The organism is Tunturibacter empetritectus (assembly GCF_040358985.1).
GTDB classification, from domain to species: domain Bacteria; phylum Acidobacteriota; class Terriglobia; order Terriglobales; family Acidobacteriaceae; genus Edaphobacter; species Edaphobacter empetritectus.
Map to the genome: position 1 here is coordinate 1,324,807 of NZ_CP132932.1, position 19,066 is coordinate 1,343,872.

The 19,066-nt window shown below is 59.0% G+C and carries 16 protein-coding genes; 8 read left to right on the forward strand and 8 right to left on the reverse strand.

The window, feature by feature from the left end; genetic code table 11:
• Positions 1 to 96: 96 nt before the first annotated feature.
• Entirely contained in the window at positions 97 to 1,746 is a 1,650-nt protein-coding gene (locus tag RBB75_RS05425) for an amidase (RefSeq protein WP_353069799.1), read from the forward strand.
• Between the two features lie 64 nt (positions 1,747 to 1,810).
• Positions 1,811 to 2,419: a phosphoribosylglycinamide formyltransferase gene (purN, locus tag RBB75_RS05430; RefSeq protein ID WP_179639675.1), complete on the forward strand. Its 609-nt coding sequence runs from the start codon at positions 1,811 to 1,813 to the stop codon at positions 2,417 to 2,419.
• Between the two features lie 24 nt (positions 2,420 to 2,443).
• Here purN and RBB75_RS05435 read toward each other — a convergent pair whose 3' ends face one another.
• The 4 genes from RBB75_RS05435 to RBB75_RS05450 all read right to left on the reverse strand — a co-directional run bounded on the left by RBB75_RS05435 (position 2,444) and on the right by RBB75_RS05450 (position 6,212).
• Complete coding sequence (locus RBB75_RS05435; protein ID WP_179639676.1) at positions 2,444 to 3,664, reverse strand: S1C family serine protease; 1,221 nt, start codon at positions 3,662 to 3,664, stop codon at positions 2,444 to 2,446.
• Between the two features lie 240 nt (positions 3,665 to 3,904).
• On the reverse strand, positions 3,905 to 4,453 hold the full coding sequence (locus RBB75_RS05440) for a hypothetical protein (RefSeq protein WP_179639677.1): 549 nt from the start codon (positions 4,451 to 4,453) through the stop codon (positions 3,905 to 3,907).
• 149 nt (positions 4,454 to 4,602) lie between these two features.
• Positions 4,603 to 5,259 (reverse strand): dephospho-CoA kinase, encoded by a 657-nt coding sequence (gene coaE, locus RBB75_RS05445; protein ID WP_179639678.1) that lies wholly within the window; start codon positions 5,257 to 5,259, stop codon positions 4,603 to 4,605.
• Between the two features lie 5 nt (positions 5,260 to 5,264).
• Complete coding sequence (locus RBB75_RS05450; RefSeq protein WP_179639679.1) at positions 5,265 to 6,212, reverse strand: bifunctional 5,10-methylenetetrahydrofolate dehydrogenase/5,10-methenyltetrahydrofolate cyclohydrolase; 948 nt, start codon at positions 6,210 to 6,212, stop codon at positions 5,265 to 5,267.
• A gap of 344 nt (positions 6,213 to 6,556) precedes the next feature.
• On the opposite strand from RBB75_RS05450, the gene RBB75_RS05455 reads away from it, so the two are divergent.
• From RBB75_RS05455 to RBB75_RS05475, 5 genes are all read left to right on the forward strand, one after another.
• Complete coding sequence (locus RBB75_RS05455; protein WP_179639680.1) at positions 6,557 to 6,805, forward strand: hypothetical protein; 249 nt, start codon at positions 6,557 to 6,559, stop codon at positions 6,803 to 6,805.
• 62 nt (positions 6,806 to 6,867) lie between these two features.
• Entirely contained in the window at positions 6,868 to 7,644 is a 777-nt protein-coding gene (locus tag RBB75_RS05460; RefSeq protein ID WP_179639681.1) for a DUF3052 family protein, read from the forward strand.
• A 90-nt stretch (positions 7,645 to 7,734) separates the two neighbouring features.
• Positions 7,735 to 10,671 carry a phosphoenolpyruvate carboxylase gene (gene ppc / locus RBB75_RS05465; RefSeq protein ID WP_179639682.1) on the forward strand — a complete coding sequence of 979 codons (2,937 nt, stop codon included), beginning with the start codon at positions 7,735 to 7,737 and terminating at the stop codon, positions 10,669 to 10,671.
• A 227-nt stretch (positions 10,672 to 10,898) separates the two neighbouring features.
• Positions 10,899 to 11,567, forward strand: coding sequence for an energy transducer TonB (locus tag RBB75_RS05470; RefSeq protein ID WP_353069800.1), 669 nt, complete (start codon positions 10,899 to 10,901; stop codon positions 11,565 to 11,567).
• A gap of 98 nt (positions 11,568 to 11,665) precedes the next feature.
• Positions 11,666 to 13,648, forward strand: coding sequence for a CocE/NonD family hydrolase (locus RBB75_RS05475; protein WP_179639684.1), 1,983 nt, complete (start codon positions 11,666 to 11,668; stop codon positions 13,646 to 13,648).
• A gap of 67 nt (positions 13,649 to 13,715) precedes the next feature.
• Here RBB75_RS05475 and RBB75_RS05480 read toward each other — a convergent pair whose 3' ends face one another.
• The 3 genes from RBB75_RS05480 to RBB75_RS05490 all read right to left on the reverse strand — a co-directional run bounded on the left by RBB75_RS05480 (position 13,716) and on the right by RBB75_RS05490 (position 17,518).
• Positions 13,716 to 14,459, reverse strand: a complete 744-nt coding sequence (locus RBB75_RS05480) for a hypothetical protein (RefSeq protein ID WP_179639685.1) — start codon at positions 14,457 to 14,459, stop codon at positions 13,716 to 13,718.
• A 38-nt stretch (positions 14,460 to 14,497) separates the two neighbouring features.
• The gene (locus RBB75_RS05485; protein WP_179639686.1) at positions 14,498 to 15,838 is read right to left on the reverse strand and encodes an MFS transporter; all 1,341 of its coding nucleotides are present in this window, start codon (positions 15,836 to 15,838) and stop codon (positions 14,498 to 14,500) included.
• Positions 15,839 to 16,033: 195 nt separating this feature from the next.
• Entirely contained in the window at positions 16,034 to 17,518 is a 1,485-nt protein-coding gene (locus RBB75_RS05490; RefSeq protein ID WP_218884736.1) for a TolC family protein, read from the reverse strand.
• A 98-nt stretch (positions 17,519 to 17,616) separates the two neighbouring features.
• Between RBB75_RS05490 and RBB75_RS05495 the strand changes: the two genes are divergently transcribed.
• A complete protein-coding gene (locus RBB75_RS05495; RefSeq protein ID WP_257031186.1) occupies positions 17,617 to 18,267 on the forward strand; it encodes a DsbA family protein in 651 nt (216 codons plus the stop codon).
• A 66-nt stretch (positions 18,268 to 18,333) separates the two neighbouring features.
• On the opposite strand, the gene RBB75_RS05500 is transcribed toward RBB75_RS05495, so the two are convergent.
• Complete coding sequence (locus RBB75_RS05500; RefSeq protein ID WP_353069801.1) at positions 18,334 to 19,005, reverse strand: class I SAM-dependent methyltransferase; 672 nt, start codon at positions 19,003 to 19,005, stop codon at positions 18,334 to 18,336.
• Between the last annotated feature and the right edge of the window lie 61 nt (positions 19,006 to 19,066).

A 19,066-nucleotide genomic window follows, 5' to 3' on the forward strand; every position in this document is an offset into this window, starting at 1 on the left:
AAGGACAATATGAGGATTCGAGTCAGCGCTTGCCTTGCTCTTGTCGTGGTCGGCTTGTTGTCAGGTACTTGTTTGTACGCGCAGGATGCGCCTTCCGTGAATGCGCGGGCTTCGCAGACAGCAATGGATCGCGACCTGTTGGAGGTTACGATTCCTCGCCTGGAGGAGTTGTACCGTGCCCACAAGTACACCGTGACCGAGGTGGTGGAGTGGTACCTCGCGCGAATTGCGAGGTACAACGGAATCTATCGCGCCGTGCAGACGGTGGATACACAGAATGCGCTGGCCACTGCGGCTCGAGAAGATGCAGAGGCAAAGGCTGGTGGGAGCGGCTTTCGCCGCAGGCCGATGTGGGGCGTTCCGATTGTGACGAAGGCGAATACGAGTATTAAGGGGCTGGTGACGACCGATGGGTGGAAAGGCTACTTGATTCCAGGGCACGAGCTGGTCGCCCCAAAGGATGCGACCATCGTGGCAAAGCTGCGGGCGGCTGGAGCGGTGATTCTGGGGCAAACAAACATGCCGGACTTTGCGGCGAGCGATACTAATCGCAGCACGGCGTTTGGGCGGACGGGTAATGCTTACGACGTCCGATTCAGCCCAGGCGGCTCGTCGGGCGGAACTGTAACGGCGGTGACAAGCAACTTTGCGCTACTGGGCAACGGGACCGATACGGGGAACTCGATTCGCATGCCGTCGGCGACGAGCTCGGTGGTAGGCGTGTTTCCGACGCGCGGGCTGGTGAGTATCACGGGGATCGCGCCCCTGGATTGGCTGCTGGACAACACGGGGCCAATCGCTCGCACAGTGACCGATGCGACGATCGCGCTCGATGTGATGGCCGGAGAGGACGCTGCGGATGCGCGCACAGTCGATTTCACCGCGAAGGCACAAAGAGGGCCGTATACGCAGTATCTGAAGACGGATGCGCTGAAGGGCAAGCGGTTTGGCGTACCGGCTTTCATTCTTGCGGGAGCTGGGATTGCCTTTCAAGGTATCCCTGCATCGGCAACAGCGAGCGAGGTGGCCGAGGATACCGAGGACGCACGTGAACCCTTGCGACCAGAGACGCGGGCGGCGTTTATAAAGGCGATTGAAGGTTTGCGGGCGGCGGGAGCTACGGTCGTGTTCGATGATTCGATTCTGCCGGACAGCTTTGCCGTGACAGTGGGACGAGTGGGGACGTTTCCTTATGTGAAGGAGGGAACGGAGAAGTTTCTGGCGGAGTATGGCCCGGCGGAGTATCACTCGGCTGCGGAGTATGCGAAGGTGGTAGGATCGCCACTCCCAACAACCATAATCGGTGGCGCCGATCCCGCAACAAGACGAGGACGACCGGCGATCGTGCAGGAGTCGATCGAAAGCGATCCGCAGGCTGAAGCAAATTTTTACGCCCCGCGCAGGAAGGCGCTCGAAACCTACAACGAGACGCTGGACCGATTGCAACTCGACGGGTTTGTCTACCCGGCGACGCAGATGCCGCCGCCGGATGAGACGATGCCGCAGAATGGAAAGCTCAGCGAGGGACCGCACAGTGATACTGGATGGGTGAACATGATCGGCGTGCCGGCTGTGGTGGTGCCGGGCGGCTTCTATCCCGACGGACTGCCGTTTGGGCTGGAGATCTCGGCCCGGCGGTGGGAAGATGGTGATCTGCTGGGCTGGGCCTATGCGTATGAGCAGGCAACGAAGCATCGCAGGCCGCCGGTGCTGGTGGAGAATGGCTTGCTGCCGGATGCGCGGTAAGGATTGTGAGTCGGCGAGACATCAAGCGTAGGCGTCGCCTAAAATCTAAACAAGGGACCCCTTCATGCATCGACTCGGCATTCTTCTCTCCGGCAGAGGCTCAAACTTTCTTGCAATCGCTAGGGCTATCCACGAACACCGGCTGCTCGGCACGGAGATCGCCGTGGTATTGTCAAATCTTGAAGATGCTCCGGGGCTTTCAGCAGCGAACGAGCTGAAAATTCCAGCGTTTGCGATTCCTTCCGCTGGCCGCAAGCGTGCTGAGCATGACGCGGAGATGATCGCGCGGCTGCATCAGCACAAGGTTGATCTGGTCTGCCTGGCGGGGTACATGCGCATCATCTCAACGGTGTTTGTGGAGGCGTTTCCAGATCGGATTCTCAACGTACACCCGTCGCTGTTACCTGCTTTTCCGGGGCTTGATGCGCAGGCGCAGGCGCTGAAATATGGAGCCAAGGTCGCCGGATGCACCGTGCACTTTGTCGATGAGGCAGTGGATCATGGCGTCATCATTGTGCAGAAGACTGTGCCCGTCCACGACGACGATACCGATAAGACACTGTCGGCTCGCATCCTCGAACAGGAGCACCGCGCCTATCCGGAGGCGATCGCGGCTGTACTTAGCGGCGAATACTCCATCCAGGATCGCCGCTACGTTCGCAGCAAAGTTTAACAGCAATGTCCTGCCGGACGCCTCCTACGTCTCGCGACCAGCCTGCCCTTGCTGCTCAGTTGCATCGTTCAGCCTTACCTTTACGTCGACCCGTTTGCGCCCGCGGAAGACTGTAAGTGTCACCTCGTCGCCCGCTTTATGCGAGTTCATCACTGCCGCCAGATCCTGCGCGTTGGTGATCTCCTGTCCGTCCATCGCGACGATCAGATCGCCGCCCAGCATCACGGGTATGTTTCCCTGGTAGGCCCTTTGAGTTCCCCCGTGCAGCCCGGCTTTCTCCGCTGCGCCGCCTGGCAGGACACGCTCGATCAACAACCCATAGTCAGCCGCCAGACCGATCTGTTGCGCAACCTCCGGACCAATCTCCAGCGTGGCGATGTCGAGCGACGGACGACGGATTCGACCGTATTTCGCGAAGTCTGCGATGACAGCTTTGGCCGTATTGACCGGGATAGCAAAACCAATACCAGCCGACTGATCAACGCCATTCGAAGCAATGAGAGTGGTGATCCCGATGACCTCGCCGCGGGAGTTGAGCAGTGGGCCGCCGGAGTTGCCTGGGTTGACGCTGGCGTCGGTCTGAATCGCGTCTTCAATGGGATTGTTGTTGGGCCCGCGAATCGACCGAATCGCCGAGATGATTCCGCGTGTCATGGTGCCGGACAAGCCGAACGGATTGCCGATGGCGTAGACGCGCTGACCCACGGTGAGGCTCTGCGACTCTGCGAGCGTTGCCGGCTGAAGGTTAGGAGCATTGTTGATCAGAAGCAGAGCGAGATCATGTCCTTTATCCACGCCAACGACGGTAGCCTTGTACTTGTGCTTGTCAGAGAGCGTGACCTCGACGCGTTGGGCGTTGTCGATGACGTGGTTGTTGGTGAGGATGTGTCCCTGCTTGTCCAGAATGAATCCGGAGCCTTGCCCCTGCTGCGGAACCGGGCCGTAAAAGAAGTCCATCGCGATCGCTGTGGAAGTGATGTTGACCACCGACGGCAAAGCCTTCTTGTAGACCGCAATATTCTGCTGCTCCTCGGTGTCGTACGCGGGCGCGGCATGGGCCTCGGTCAGCTCGAAGGTTCCCAGCGGGCCATTCACGGCTGCAGTATTCGTCGCAGGCAGTGATGCGGAGGGCGCTGCGGCACGATGGAGCCAGGGCGAAGCGGCTCCTGTCGACCAGACGTGCGTGGTCAGGTAGTAAAAGCCGGAGAGAAGAAGGACCACAAGGAGAACGGGGCGCAGTTTCATCGTGAGCACGACCTGATCTTTCAAATAGCCGGTTGCGAAAGACCGACACATCTTATTGTATCGAGCCGCGCGCCCTGCTGCTCGGGCGGCGTATAGTCGCGGATCCTATCGAAGCGATTCAGATGATTGTCAGAACAGTGGGACTACGAACCGAATTCGTCCCACTTTTTGGAGAGCATCGGGCACCCAATCGGTCGTGCTCCCGCCCTCTTTGCTGGACAGGGCTAAGTCTCGACCTTCTCACACCATTCGCTGCAGCCGATTGAGTGCCGAGGGCTTGATACGCGGCGCATGGAGGAAGTTCTCGCGTTCGGGCAGGCGTTTGGTCTGCACCTCCCAGGGCTCCTCCCTGACCTTTACCGGACCGGCCCACGATTCGGCTTCGAGGTCGACGCTGTCGATGCTTGCGCGACCTACCAGCGAGCGGTCAGTGCGATCGAGCCGATCGGATCCATCGCCGCGCTCAAGCCACTCCGTACGCTCGGAGCGTTCCGGACGGACGATCCCCTCTACCTCTTTTCTCTTCGCCACAACCTCAATATCTTCCAACGCAGGCTCGGCGTCCTGATCGCTGCTATGAACGGCGGCCATCAACGAAGCCATGAAGTTTGCCATCATGCGCTGCGCACACTTCTGTCCGCACAGGTGCTTGGCGCCCTTGCGCGAATTCTTGGGCGACTCCCAGCCACGAACTTTCAACTCCCCGTCCTGCTCGTAAGCGACGAACCAGTAGTTACTCGTCTGCTTCTCTGCTGCACAGATATCGCAATTGATAGCTTGCCGGATCATCTGCCCGTCTCCTTATCCCTCGGTGAAGTGTGCCTGTCTGACACAGTCCTTTCATCGGCAAAAGATCGAAATGCATCATCCGAGGATAGTCAATTGTTTGTTGGGTTCGACGCAGCAGGTTCCACTCTCTAAATTCAGACAAAGATCATCTACGCCGCGGCTTCGAGGATCGGCCAGAGTTGATCGACCTGCCACTCCAGTTCGGGCAGCGCACCACCGTTGGTCAGTACATAGTCTGACAAAGCTGCCTTCTGCTCGTCGGAGATCTGCTGTGCCAGCCTGCGACGCGCCTCCGCTTCGAACTCCGTGCGTTGCTCCTCGCTGATCGACCTGCCGGCGGAAGACCGAGCGACAAATCGTGCGACCTTCACCTCCTCTGGAGCCGTCACTAAGATGATCCTGTCGAAACGACTTTGCCAGCGCGAACCATCTGCGGCACCGTAGTGCGTCTCGAAGATCAGCGCTGACTCCACCATCACGACGGCGTGAGGATTCTTGTGAAAGATTGTTTCGGTCAACTCCATCTGGCGCGCAATCACAAGAGGATGAGCGATTGCATTCAACTCTTCAACGCGGCCCTCCGTGAAGGCGATGCGTGCCAGGACAGTGCGGTCAAGTGTGCCATCGGCCAACACCACGTTGGGGCCAAAGTGCGCGACCATCCCGTCATAGATCGGCTGGCCGACCTCCATCAGCTCGCGGCCGATCGCATCCGACTGCAGGATATGCGCCCCGAGAGCTGCGAACAGGTTCGCCGCGGTTGACTTGCCGCTTCCCAGGCCGCCGGTGAGTCCAACGCGCAGCATCGTGGCTACTTGCTCCCCCGCGAGATTCCCCGGCGCAGCTTCGCCGCAGCTACCGTGTTCTGCATCAACATCGCTATGGTCAGCGCGCCGACTCCACCCGGGACCGGGGTGTACGCGCCCGACACCGCAAAGGCAGCCGGATGAATGTCCCCGACGACGACCGATCCGCGTTTGGCAAAAGTTGCCGCCCGGGCCGGATCGCCCGGGAAGAACTCTTCCACCTCGGCGGCTTCGGTGATGCGATTGATTCCGACGTCTATTAGCGTCGCGCCCGGCTTGACCATCTTCGAGGTAATAAACCCCGGCCGACCAATCGCTGCTACGAGAAGATCAGCCTCGCGGGTGAAGCTACCGAGGTCGACCGTTTTGCTGTGGCATACAGTCACCGTGGCAGAGGCATTTAGCAACATCACCGCCGTCGGTTTGCCTACGATATCCGAGCGCCCCACGACGACCGCGTTCTGGCCTGCGATTGGCAATCCGCTCCGCCGCAAAATCTCGAGGATGCCCGCAGGTGTGCATGGAGCCAGCCCCGCCTGACCGCTCTGCAACCGGCCCATGTTCACGGGGTGAAATCCATCCACGTCTTTGTCCGGAGAGACAGCCTCGAGGAGCCGCTTGGTGTCCACGTGCTTCGGCAGCGGAAGCTGGATCAGGATTCCGTCGATGTCATCGCGGGCATTCAAAGCCGCGACCAGCGCCAGCATCTCGTCAGTCGTGATGCTCTCCGGTGGTGTGATCATCTCGCTGAAGATTCCCAACTCGCTGCAGGTCTTCACTTTGGTTCGGACGTAAATCTGTGACGCAGGCTCTTCGCCGACCAAAATCACCGCCAGCCCAGGAGTGATCCCGCGAGCCGAGAGAGCTCGGACTTCGGCTGCGACCTCGGCCTTGATCCGGGTGGCGATGGCGACGCCGTCCAAAAGCGCCGGAGTTCTCTTTATCTCATCCATACATCTTTCATGGTATCGCGCTCCCCCGCATCTCCGACGATAAGATAGTTCCGTGAGCGCGCAATCCCTGCCGCCGCAGATCTGCAGTACGTTGTCTGTCCAGTGTGCCATCAGAAGCTTGGCCGCGCCGGAAATGTCATCTCGTGCACGGGAGATGCGGGTGACGCTATCCGGTGATCGAAGGATCTCCCGTACTGCTTGCGAACCGCACTCTCTGCTGGGAGCGCCTCAAGGAAACTTTCCAGGCCATCTTTTCGTAAAGTCCTCTGACGATAGGTCGATATATGACGTCTAACACTTTGGGTAAGCTGACGGCGAACACACGCCGAGCAGGAGAAGAACAAATGACAAAGGCTAAGGGTGCCCACGTCGAAAAGTTCGCTGAGGCCGATCTCTCCGGATTGCGGGAAGATCTGATGAAGTCGGGTCTCGACTCCTGGCAGGCCGCCGATCTCATCAGCAGCTTTCTTGTCGCGCGCGGTTACGGGGTCTCCACGCAGGATGCTCGCAAAGCGGCCTTCCGGATGGAGGCTATCAGCTGCTCCCTGCCCTGCCTCCAAGAGGAGTTGGAGAAGATCGCGCAGCTGATGTGAGGTATGACGTCAGGGCGATGGCCTAAAATCCTTTGCAACACAGCGCGAACCCGCGAAAGCCCATGAAGATCGTCAGACTTCTCTCCTGGCACGAAGACGTTATGACAAAGGCGGCGGCGCTGAAACGCCGTGGCCTGAAGATCGACGCCTCTCCTCTGATCAGAACCTCAGCAGTTGTCGGTGAGCTTGCCCATCTCAACCCTGCCGTGCTCATCTTCGATCTGGACAAACTTCCATCGCGCTCCCGTGAGATCGCTCTAATTCTTCGCTCCAGCAGATCCGCACACCATATACCGATTCTCTTCGCAGGCGGATCGCCCGAAAGAACTGAACGAATCCGCGTAGAAAATCCCGACGCCAGTTACGCCTCCTGGTCCGAAGTTCCTGGCGCCCTCGCCGCACTCCTTGCTCATCCACCGGTCACTCCGGCTGTCGCCCCACCACGCGACTTCTCGGCGACACCCCTGCTAAAAAAATTAGGAATCAATACGAGCATGGAGGTAGCTCTAATCGCCGCCCCGGATGGCTTCGAAGAGCTGCTAGGCGATCTCCCGGAAAACACCGCACTACTCTCGCGCCTGCGCCCCACCACAAGTCTCGCGCTGTGTTTTACCCGCTCACTCGAAGACCTGTCCTCCACACTGGATCTCCTGACACTTCGTCTCCCCAGGCCAGCATCCGTCTGGATCATTCATCCCAAGCGCAGCGGCAAACACCACGTCGACTTCAACCAGAATCATGTACGCGATGCGTCCCTCACGGCAGGTCTGGTCGACTACAAGGTCTGCTCCATCAACGAAGTCTGGTCCGCTCTAAAATTTGCCTGGCGCAAGCGTTAGCCCGTCGTGCCTGATCCCCTTCACCACCTAAAACACCTGCGCTACCTCATCTAAATATTCTTCGGCCATCTCACAAGGCATAATCAAAGCATGTCGTCTCTCTGGTCTCCAACCGACTGGCCCCAGCGCCTCGCCGAACTCCAGGCTCCAACTGGTGAGTTGAAAGAAGCTCCTCTGCGTCGCGACGTCCGTTCTCTCGGTATGTTGCTCGGCGAGGTGTTACGCGAGCAGGCCGGTGAGCCTCTCTACGAGGCCGTCGAGGCGCTTCGCCGCATTGCAATCGCCCGTCGCGAAGCAGAGGCCCCGCAAACCGGAGCTGCCGACCAAGCCGCCGCCACCGCCCATCTTCAGCAGGCGCTCGCCCGCGTCCACACGCTTGACCTTCCCGCTGCCTATCAGCTGGCCCGCGCCTTCGGCTTCTACTTCGAGCTCATCAACCTCGCCGAGACCAACCATCGCAAGCGGCGGCGCCTCTCCTTGCAGCTCAATCAGAATGCCAGCGCATCCGGCTCTATCCAACGTGGCGATCTGCGCGGAACTCTTCGTCGTCTGCGCCAGGCTGGCGTTACCACCGAACAGGTGCACGCTCTGCTGACTCGCATCTGCGTCTCCCCGGTCTTCACCGCACATCCCACCGAGGTCGCCCGGCGCAGCGTCATGTTCAAGCGCCGCCGCATCTCCGATCTGCTCGAGCAGCTCGACCGCATCCCCGTCCCCGAACCCCACCTCGAATCTCTTGAACGCGACCTGCTGGCCGAGATCACCGCACTCTGGCAGACTGATGACGTGCGCAGCGCCCGCCCCACAGTGCTCGACGAGATCCGCATGGCGCTCGACTACTACGAGTCCAGCCTCTTCGACACCCTCCCCGTCCTCTACTCCGAAGTCGCCACCGCGCTCGCCGCTGAATACCCCAGCGAGAAAAGCTTCAGTTCAGTTACAAATAGACCCGAACAAGACAAATCCTCAACGACTCAATCCTGTATTGCCGATCTTCCCTTGCTGATCCGCTTCGGTTCCTGGATCGGCGGCGACCGGGATGGCAATCCCTTCGTCACTCCCCAGGCGACTCGTGACGCCCTCGCGATGGCTCGCACGCTCCTGTTCACGCACTATCGACGCCGCCTTCAGAACGTCTTCGAACAGCTTGCAAGCTCCACCCAGCAGGTTCCCGTCTCCAACGAACTAAGCGCGCTGCTCGACTGTTACCTCAGCCAACTTCGCACCGCTGGTCAGAGCGCCCTGGGCGAACGCTTCCCTCACGAGTCCATCCGGCTCCTCATCGCCTGCATCATGATGCGGTTGGGAGCAACTCCCCAATCCGCCGTTCCCGTTCCAGCCAATCCCGCGCTCAAGCCCTACACCCGCGCCTCCGAGATGCTCTCCGATCTGACCATCCTTCGTGATTCGCTGATCGGCAACAGCGGTCCGCGACTCGCCGAGATGCTGATCGATCCGCTGCTGATAGAGGTTCGCACCTACGGACTGCACCTGCAGACGCTGGACATCCGCCAACACGCCCGCGTCCACGCCGCCGCCGTCGCCGAGGTCTCGGCATGGTGCCCTTCCAACTCGACTGACTCCCTGAACCTTCCGTCATCTCTCAGTGAGCAGACCGCCGAGGTCCTCGACACCTTCCGCACAATCGCTGAGCTCAAACAAACGTACTCTCCGGAGTCCATCCGGCAGTACGTTATCAGTGGTGCAACCAGCGCCGAAGATGTACTCCAGGTGATCTGGCTTGCGCGTCTCGGCGGCGTCAGAGTGGAAGGCACAGCCCCGGCTGCAAATGGAAGAGTAGACGATCCTGGCCTCCAACCTGTCCCCCTCTTTGAGTCTATCGAGGATCTTCAGAATGCCCCGGCAATCATGCGCAAGCTCTGGACGAGCGATGTCTACAAGCCACTGCTCGCAAGCTGGAATCGACACCAGGAAGTCATGCTCGGCTACTCCGACTCCAACAAGGACGGCGGCATGATCACAAGTACGTGGGAGATATGGAAGGCCCACCGAGCACTCCACGAGGTCGCTCGCGAGTGCAACGTGACGTTGCGTCTGTTCCACGGTCGCGGCGGCACCGTCGGTCGCGGTGGTGGACCGACGCACCGCGCCATCTTCGCTCAGCCTGTCGACAGCTTCACCGGCGAACTTCGCATCACCGAGCAGGGAGAGGTCCTCAACTGGAAGTACTCCGACGTAGTGCTCGCCGAGCGCAATCTCGAGCTGATGATCGCCGCAAGCCTCGACGCACTGGCCCGCCCCGATGCAGCGCTGCAGCGTGGCGCGGAGACTCCCCATCTCACCGGCGAGATCCTTCCCGCATGGGAGGCCACGCTCGACGAGCTTTCGGCTACCTCCTACGAGTTCTACCGCAAACACATCGTCGACAGCGCCGACACGTTTACCTACTTCGAGCAATCCACTCCCGTCGCGGAGCTTGAACACGCCCGCCTCGGCTCACGCCCCGCTAAACGGAGCGGTAAAAAATCCATGGCCGATCTGCGTGCTATTCCATGGGTCTTCGGCTGGATGCAGTCGCGGCAGCTTGTTCCTGCCTACTTCGGCGTCGGCCACGCGCTTCATCAATTCATTCAATCCAAACCCGACGGCCTCGCGCAGCTTCAAACTATGGCCCGCGCCTTCCCTCTCTTTCTCGATATCATGCGTAACGTCGAGATGGCGCTTGCGAAGGCAGACTTCGGGATCGCCCGCCTCTACGCGTCACTGGTCGAAGACGAAGCCCTGCGCGACCGCGTCTTTACTACCCTCGAAGCTGAGTTCAACCTGACCCACCGCATGATTCTCGAGATCACGCAGCAAAAGTCGCTCCTCGAAACCAACCCTGTTCTCGAGCGCTCCATCCGGCTGCGCAATCCCTATGTCGATCCGATGTCGCTCATACAGGTCGAACTGATGCGACGCAAACGAGCCGCTCTGAGAAAAGGAGAACCCAATTCTCCCGAGCTGGACCGCGCCATCTCCGCAACCATCAACGGCATCAGCGCCGGCCTCCGCAATACCGGCTGAGGACTCTGTAGGTCTATCTCTCATTTTGCTGTTTCACTAGGCTTATTTTTCGTCTAGATTCGAACTCATGCTGATTTTGCGTTCGCCTCTTGCTCGTTGCGCTTTTGCGTTCATTTTCTCCTGCCCGCTCTTACCATCCCTCAACGCACAATCGACCGAAGCGGACATCAAAGCCAAGCTGAAAGACAAGCCCCTCTACCCTACGCGGACTCTGGCGAGAAGATAAATTGCACTTCGATTCCAACGGTACACTCATCGGAAAGTCCGGTAGAGTTACCTTCACGGTGTGCGGCTTCGACCTTAAGTCGGTTAAATTAAAGCCGGATAAACTCATCCTCGAAGGCCCCCGCGTCGGTCTCGAATTAGCGGACAACAAGCAAAACCGCGTTCACCTCGACTCTCCCATCCATATCGAGATAGATGCAAGCCCAAGTGGCGACTATGGACCTGCGCTTGATGCAGTCTTTGTCGATGGGCTCGATAAGCTAGTTCCATCCATGCCGTATTACTGGAAGAACTATGCGGAAAAGAACTTCCTGCCAACTTCCACCACAACAACGCCTGCAGCCACTTCGGCAGACTCTGACTCACAGTCACCGAACACGAGGCCTAGAAAGATCGGTGGTGCGATCACCCCGCCAAAGGTTGTGAGATACGTCAATCCCAATTACAACAACGTGGCAAAAGATAAAAAGTATAGCGGGACTGTCCTCATGAACTTATGGGTAGGAAGCAACGGCGCGATAAGTCACCTTAGTGTTCGTCGGGCGTTGGGGCTTGGTATGGACGAAGATGCGATGGCCGCCGTGCAGCAGTACACCTTCGAACCAGCAAAGGAGAATGGGAAACCCGTAACGGTCGAACTCAATATTGAAACTGCCTTTTCGTTCCACTAGTGTTAGTAAAAATCTTCCACTTCGACGAAGCTCATGTCGCCACCAGTTCATCTCCTATTACGTCTCAAAAGCCTTATATGAATTGGAAGAAGACTCCAATGCGCTTGTCTAACCTGATAGCTCTATTTCTCGCCGTCGCTCCGATTGCTTTTGCCCAAGGTCCACGGCCCCAGCTCTCGCCTGAGGAGACCAAGGCTCTCATCGAAAAGCGCGAAGCTATCGAGAGGCAACTGGAAGATGTCGCCGTCATCGACCGCAAGGTAATGGTTCCGATGAGTGACGGTGCGCGTATGGCCGCCGATATCTATCGCCCGAAAGATACAAGCAAGAAGTATCCGATCATCTTCAGCCGCACGCCCTACAACTTCAACTTCTGGGACGTGAAGCTCGGGACGTATCGCGACATGAGCCAGGAGCTCGACGCCGTCAAGCGCGGCTATGTCCTGATCGAGATGAACGAGCGCGGACACTTCTTCTCCGAGGGCAACTACGACATCCTCGGCGCACCTCTCTCCGATGCCAACGATCAGCTCGACTGGATGGCCGCGCAACCCTGGTCCAGCGGCAAGATCGGTCTCATCGGCTGCTCTTCCACCGCAGAGTGGCAGCTCGCCGCAGCTTCACTGGGCAACAAGGCACTCACCACAATCATTCCGCAGAGCTTCGGCGCTGGCGTCGGCAAGGTCGGTCCATACAACGAACAAGGGAATTGGTATCGCGGCGGCGCCGTACAGATGCTCTTCATCGACTGGCTCTATGGCGAACAAAACCAGGTGCGTCCCAGCTTTCCAAAGGACACCTCACAAGCTGATCTCATCAAGGCATCGAAACTGTTTGACCTCGCACCGCAGCTTCCTCCTGTCGACTGGGCCAAGGCCTTTCAGCATCTGCCAGAGCAAGAGATCATCTCCGCCATTGATGGCCCGAAGGGCATCTTCTCCGACAAGATGCCGAACACCACCGGAGGCGCCATGATCCAGCGCACGCCGAACGATCCCGCGTGGCGCAAGGGCGGCATCTGGCAGTCCGACACCATGCCGATCAACGTTCCGGGCTTCTGGTTCATGACCTGGTACGACGTCTCCATCGGTCCAAATCTCGCTGCTTACAACTTCGTCCGCTCCGCCGCTAAAGGTGAGGCGGCAAACGAGCAGTACGCGGTGATTGCCCCCACACTTCACTGCGGCTACAAGCGTGCCAAGGAGGACACCATCGTCGGCGAACGCAGCATGGGCGACGCACGGCTCGACTACGACGCGCTCACTTACGCCTGGTTCGATCACTTCCTCAAGCACGAAGACAACGGCTTTCTCCAGAAGACACCCAAGGTGCAGTACTTCACCATGGGCATCAACAAGTGGCAGCACTCTGAGAGCTGGCCTCCTGAAGGCGCAAAGCCCGTAACGCTCACCCTCTCCAGCGGCGGCCATGCGAACACACTTCACGGCGACGGCGTTCTCTCCTTCTCTTCAACGCCACCCGCAAAGTCGAAGGCGAAGTCTCCAGATATCGCTGACCTCTTCACCTACGATCCCATGAATCCCACACCGAGCTATGGCGGCAACGTCTGCTGCGCAGCCAATACGATCTCTGGCATGGGCGGCGCGCTCGATCAACGCAAGATGGAGGAGCGTCCCGACATCCTTGTCTATACCAGTGAGCCGCTGAAAGAAGGCATGGAGGTAAGCGGCCCGATTACGGCAACGCTCTACGTCTCCTCCGACGTGAAGGATACCGACGTCACCGTCAAAGTCATCGACGTCCTGCCCGACGGCACCGCCTACAACCTCGACGAGACGATCCAGCGCCTTCGCTACCGTGAGGGCGACGACCACACTGTATGGATGGAGAAGGATAAGATCTACAAAGTGACCCTAACCCCGATGAACACCAGCAACTACTTTGATGTTGGCCACAGAGTTCGCATCGAGGTCGCCGGCTCAAACTTCCCACGGTTCGACCGCAATCTCAACACAGGCGGCAACAACTACGACGAGACCACTGGGCTCGTCGCTCACACCGCCATCCATCACAGCAGCCAGTATCCAAGCGCCGTGATACTAACGGTGGTAAAGCACTAAGCCATCGGGATCGCAAAAGGGGGGAGCGCCATGAACTCGCCCTTTTCTATTTGTTCCAGACTAAGACTCAATACCCCTGATCCGCCCGGAACGCCGTCACTTTATTCTTCACAAACGTGACCGCCATCGGTTTACCAAGATTCGCAAACACCACCATGCGGTTTCCGTAGTCGTTACTCGTGCTCTTACTCACCTGTCCCAACGAGAGTTCCACCTGCCGCTCGTTCATTCCGAGAATGACTTGGTGTGTGTCCACTGCCTTCCAGATCTCCGGTCCCCAGTGCTTGTACAGATCATGCGGATCGTCATAGAACAGGATCTCGTCGGTATAAAAGGTGTACTGGCCCCCCTGCCGGTACCCCACTGGCACGGCATACTCCTTGGTATCTCCTGCGACATCGGGCCGCGTGAAGACCATCAACACCTGCTTGTCGCCGCCTGGGATTCGAAACGTCGCAGCCTTAGGAGCCACCTGCTCAATCGCGTCCTTCACGACCAGAGGCTCCGCGCCCAACAACGTTCCGGCAGCCTTGCCGTACTGAGCCGCATGTCCAACGAGAGGGTAGTATTCGAGCTGTCCGCCAGCCGAAACCCAGACCGTCGTGCCAGCCAGATCCTTGATGTCTTTCAGCGTATCCGGCCGCTTCTTCTTTAAGAAGACGAGATCGTCCTCGGGAATCACCTCGCGCGCAGGCGCCTTCACCGAGTTGTCTGGAGCATTTCGCTCCCGGTAGATCAACCCCACACGAATGCCCACCGCCAGCACCAGCACCACAGTCGCCCCGATCGCCGCCTTAGCCCCATTCTGCATCGACTCTCCCTTACCCCTTAGATAGCAACCTCTGCACTCTAATCTACCGGCTCTGCGACACTCAACTCCTCATTGGCTCCCATCAAAGCCTCCGCCGTCAGAGCGTCAGCATTGCGCAGCTGCGGGAACAGCCCGGCAGCAGAGGCCGTCACCAGCATCGACCCGATTCCCCCAACCACCACGGCCCGAACCGCACCCCACCAGTGCGCCGTCACGCCGCTCTCGAACTCGCCAAACTCATTCGAAGCTCCGATAAACAGCCAATTCACCGCACTCACGCGTCCACGCATCTCAGGCGGAGTCGCCAGTTGCAGCACGCTCGACCGAACCACCACGCTCACCATGTCACTCGCGCCGACGATGACAAGGGCCGCTGCACTCAGATAGATGCTCTTCGACAACCCGAAGACAACCGTTGCCACGCCGAAGATTCCAACGCACACCAGCATCGTCAGACCGGCTCTGCGCTTTATCGGCCTCACGACCATCAACAGAGAAACCGCGAGCGCGCCCACCGATGGCATCGCCCGGAGCAATCCAAGCCCGCGCGGCCCAGCATGCAGAATGTCAGTCGCAAAGATCGGCAGCAGCGCCGTTGCTCCGCCCAACAGCACGGCAAACAGGTCCAGCGAAATCGACCCCAACAAAAGCTTCGCTCGCCACACATACTCCAACCCTGCCAGCACCGTCTTCATGCTGAAGGCCTTCTTCTCCGTGGTAACCATCTTCGTTCGAATCATACCGACCAGCACGATGAACCCAACCAGCATCAGGAGCGTGAAGCTGTATACAAGCGGCGCGCCATTACACATCGCCGCAACACCGGCCAGCGGTAGCGTAAACAGCAGGCCGCCGACGGCGGGGCCGGACATATTCGCAATCTGGTAGACCGTCGCCCCCCAGGTCACCGCGTTGACGAAATCTTCCTTCGGCACCAGGCTTGGCAGCATGGCACTTGCCGCCGGCCCGCTGAACGCTCTGCCCAACCCAATCCCCACCAGTACCGCATAGATCGGCCAGATTCGCCCATGCTGCAACGCCGTCGCACTCAAGGAGAGCCACAGCAGCACAGCCGTGCAACACGCCTGCAATCCATAACAGAGCAGAATAATCCTGCGCCGGTCATATCGGTCCGCAGCATGTCCTGCGGCCAGCATGACGAACAACCCGGGCAGAAAGAGCGCGAGCCCCGTATATCCAAGGTCCAAGGCAGAGTGGGTGATCGCATATACCTGCCATGCCACAGCGACCGACTGCGCCTCTGCGCCCAGAATCACCATCAACCGCGCCGCTTGATATAGCCGAAAGTCCCGTGACTTGAATGCCGAGCGGTAACCCTTCTCTACCGCCGGCTTCACTCGTTCCGAACCATCCGCCATGCCCTATGTTTTCACACTTCTGTTACGAAAGTGTCACCATCTCCGGGATCTCCTTCGCTCTCTAGCCAACATCTGAAGCATCACCTGACTTCTCGAGCCTTCAGGCCGAAGACGCCTCTCCCCAGCGAGAGCGCATCGCAAGGACATAAGGCAATCACGCCTCATTTTGTTGGAGATTCCCGCGTCGAAGGAGCTCTATCGGCCCAGGTAAACTTTGTATTGGGTTTCGACAACTCCGGTATTCCGCGCCAGTTGCAGCTTCGACTGGTTGTATTGATACAGCGTATCCACCAGCCTGCTCTGCGCCGCCGCCAACGTCGCCTGCGCCTGCACGACCGGTAGATTATCATCCACCCCGGCAGAGAAGCGGTCCGTCGCATCCTGCAGTTCCTGGGTCGCGAGGTCCACGTTGCTCTTCGCCACCTTCACCAGATCATTCGACGACTGAACATCCAGCATCGCCGCGCGAATCTGCTGCTCGATCGTCACCCGAAGCGAGTCGATCTGCTGTTTCAGCCCCGTAACCTGCGCGTCTGCTACCTCACGCTCGCCGCGAAGCTGTCCTTCCTGAAACACCGGTACGCTTACCTTGCCTGTCGCCGCAAACACTCCATGGTAGAGCGAACCAATCTCCCCCAGCACGCCGTAGTATCCATCGAACGAGACCACCGGGAGACGCTCCGCCCGCACTGCCTTCCGCGCCTTGGCTGCAACCTCAAGCTGCGCCTGCAGACTCAGCAGATCCTTCCGTCTCTGAAAAGCCAGATTCTTCGCATCTTCGAGCGGCAGCTGCGCAAACTCCGCATAAGGAGCCGTATCGGTCAGCGCAATCTCCTGGTCCGCAGGGAGTCCGATCAGCCGGTTCAGCGCAATCTTGTCCTTCGCAAACGCGTTCTCATCGTTGATTAGCGCCTGCTGTTGCGTCTGCAGTTGAACCCTGGCGCGCAACTCATCCAGATTCGTCCCCACGCCCGCCTCGTGCGAGGCCTTCGCCTGCTGGTACGCCACCTCATCCGCTTTCTCCAGAGCTTGCGCATTCGCAATCTGCGAGGCGTCCGCCAATGCAAGGAGATACTGTGTGCCCACGGAAAGAGTGACGTTGCCCAGCTGATTCAAGGTCGTGAGATTAGCCGCCTTCACCGCTTGCTGCGCCGATCGGAACAGGTAATAGGCGGGCACATTGAAGAGTTGCTGATTCAGGCTCAACTGCGCCGAAGCCGTATTCACCTTGACAATCTCGTTGAACGTTCCTGGCGCAAGGCCAAATCCCGCCAGTGACGAGGCCTTGAATCCCTGCGCCGCGAGATTGATCTCCTGGGCCTCAACCGCTCCCTTGGCCGTCAGACTCGGCAACAAACTATTTTCGACGGTCAACACTTGGCCGCGCACCGCTCGTTCGTTCTGGATGACCAGCAGCATCTGCAGGTTGCGCTTCTCTCCCCGAGCGATCGCGTCATCAAGGCTCAGCGGCAACGCCCCAGCCGTCCCCTGCTCAACCACCACCCCGCCCGGCAGTTTGACGATATTCGGCACCGGCGCCGGCGGAAGATCAACGTTCTGGGTCTGAGCACCTTGGCTCTGCGCAATCGCCAGGGGAACGCTTAAAATCAGCGCCGCAGTCCACACCGCAGCCCATAGCCGCGTCTTCGCTTCTCTTGAAATTCCAGTCTGGGCTTTCATGCTCTCTTATTAGAGTGCCACACTCCCCTCTCGATGCAGAAATAGCGAGAAAACGGTCTTCGGCTCCCTCCCTCGGCTAAAATACAAAAGATAATCCTATGCGTCTTATACCAATGAACCGCATCCTCCTCGCCGCAGCCCTGCTCCTCGCCATTCCGGTCGGCATCCCGGCCCTTGCCCAGGGTTTTAAAGACACCTCAATGCTTCGCGCTCCCGCCGGATCTCAGGTCGCCATCTACGACTTTGAAGACCTCGAGTGCCCCGCCTGCTCGCACGCATTCCCCATCGTCCATGCGGCTGTGGAGAAATATAAGATTCCCCTTCTCCGCCACGACTTCCCCCTGCGAATGCACGTCTGGAGCTTTGACGCGGCTGTGATCGCCCGCTACATTCAGGACAAGATCTCGCCCCAGGCCGCCGAAGAGTATCGCGGCGCCGTCTTCGCCAACCAGATCTCCATCGCCTCAAAGGAAGATCTCAACGCCTTCACGCAAAAGTACTTTCAATCTCACGGTCGCGTGATGCCGTTCGTCATCGATCCGAACGGTCTCTTCGCCGCCGAGGTGCACGCTGACCAAACCTTGGGCGAACGAGTCGGCCTCACCAAGACCCCGACCATCTTCATCGTCACCCACAAGGGCTTTGTCGAGGTCAATGATGTCACCCAGCTCTACGCCATGCTGGACAATGCGATCGCAGAGAACCCGGCACCTGCAGCAGCCAAGCCGAAGACCACCGCCCACAAGTAACGATTTCTGTCACAAAACCAAAAGGCCCGGAAATCCCGGATCTTTTTCTGCAATGTGACCTTCCGCTCATCGAACCTGAAAGATCAAAAAGTAATCCTGCCCGTCCGCCTTGGTAAAGTCATAGGTCCCAACCAGCCTGTACCCGGCCTGGCCCATCTCCTTCACCACTACCTCGTGGTTCAACCCATGATCCGCTCCATTGCCGTTGCGGTCGATGATCCCCACCTTAGCTCCCGGTCGCAGCGCCTTCTGCAGCACCTTCATCGTCGGCACAGGATGCACGATCTCGTGGTAAACCTTCAACATCAACACCGCATCCACGCTTCCCCCCGGCAGCCGCGGATCGTCCGGACTCCCCAGCACCGTCCGCACATTCGGCAGATTCTCCTTCAACGCTCTCTTGCCGATGTATTCGATCGCTAGCGGATTGATATCCTCTGCAATCACCACGCCCGCCGGTCCCACCCTGCGCGACGCACGCACCGTAAACCACCCCGAGCCTGCACCGATATCTGCGACATTCTTTCCCGGTACAATTCCCAGCAGATCCATCACGCGCTCGATCTGCAGCTTCTTATCCCGATCCGGATACTCGAAGATGGAAAGATCGCCAGAGTACGGAGTGCTGGTAGGCCGCTGCGTCACGTCTTCGGTTGGATCGGGCGAGGTCGACATCCCCACGGTTGCCTTGTCGAGGGTGCGCTGCGTTCCCGCCCCGGTCTGCGCGCGAGAAGGCACGCAAACTCCGACCGCCAAAACTGAAATCAGAAGACCTCGGCCCATCCCAAGCCGCGACGTA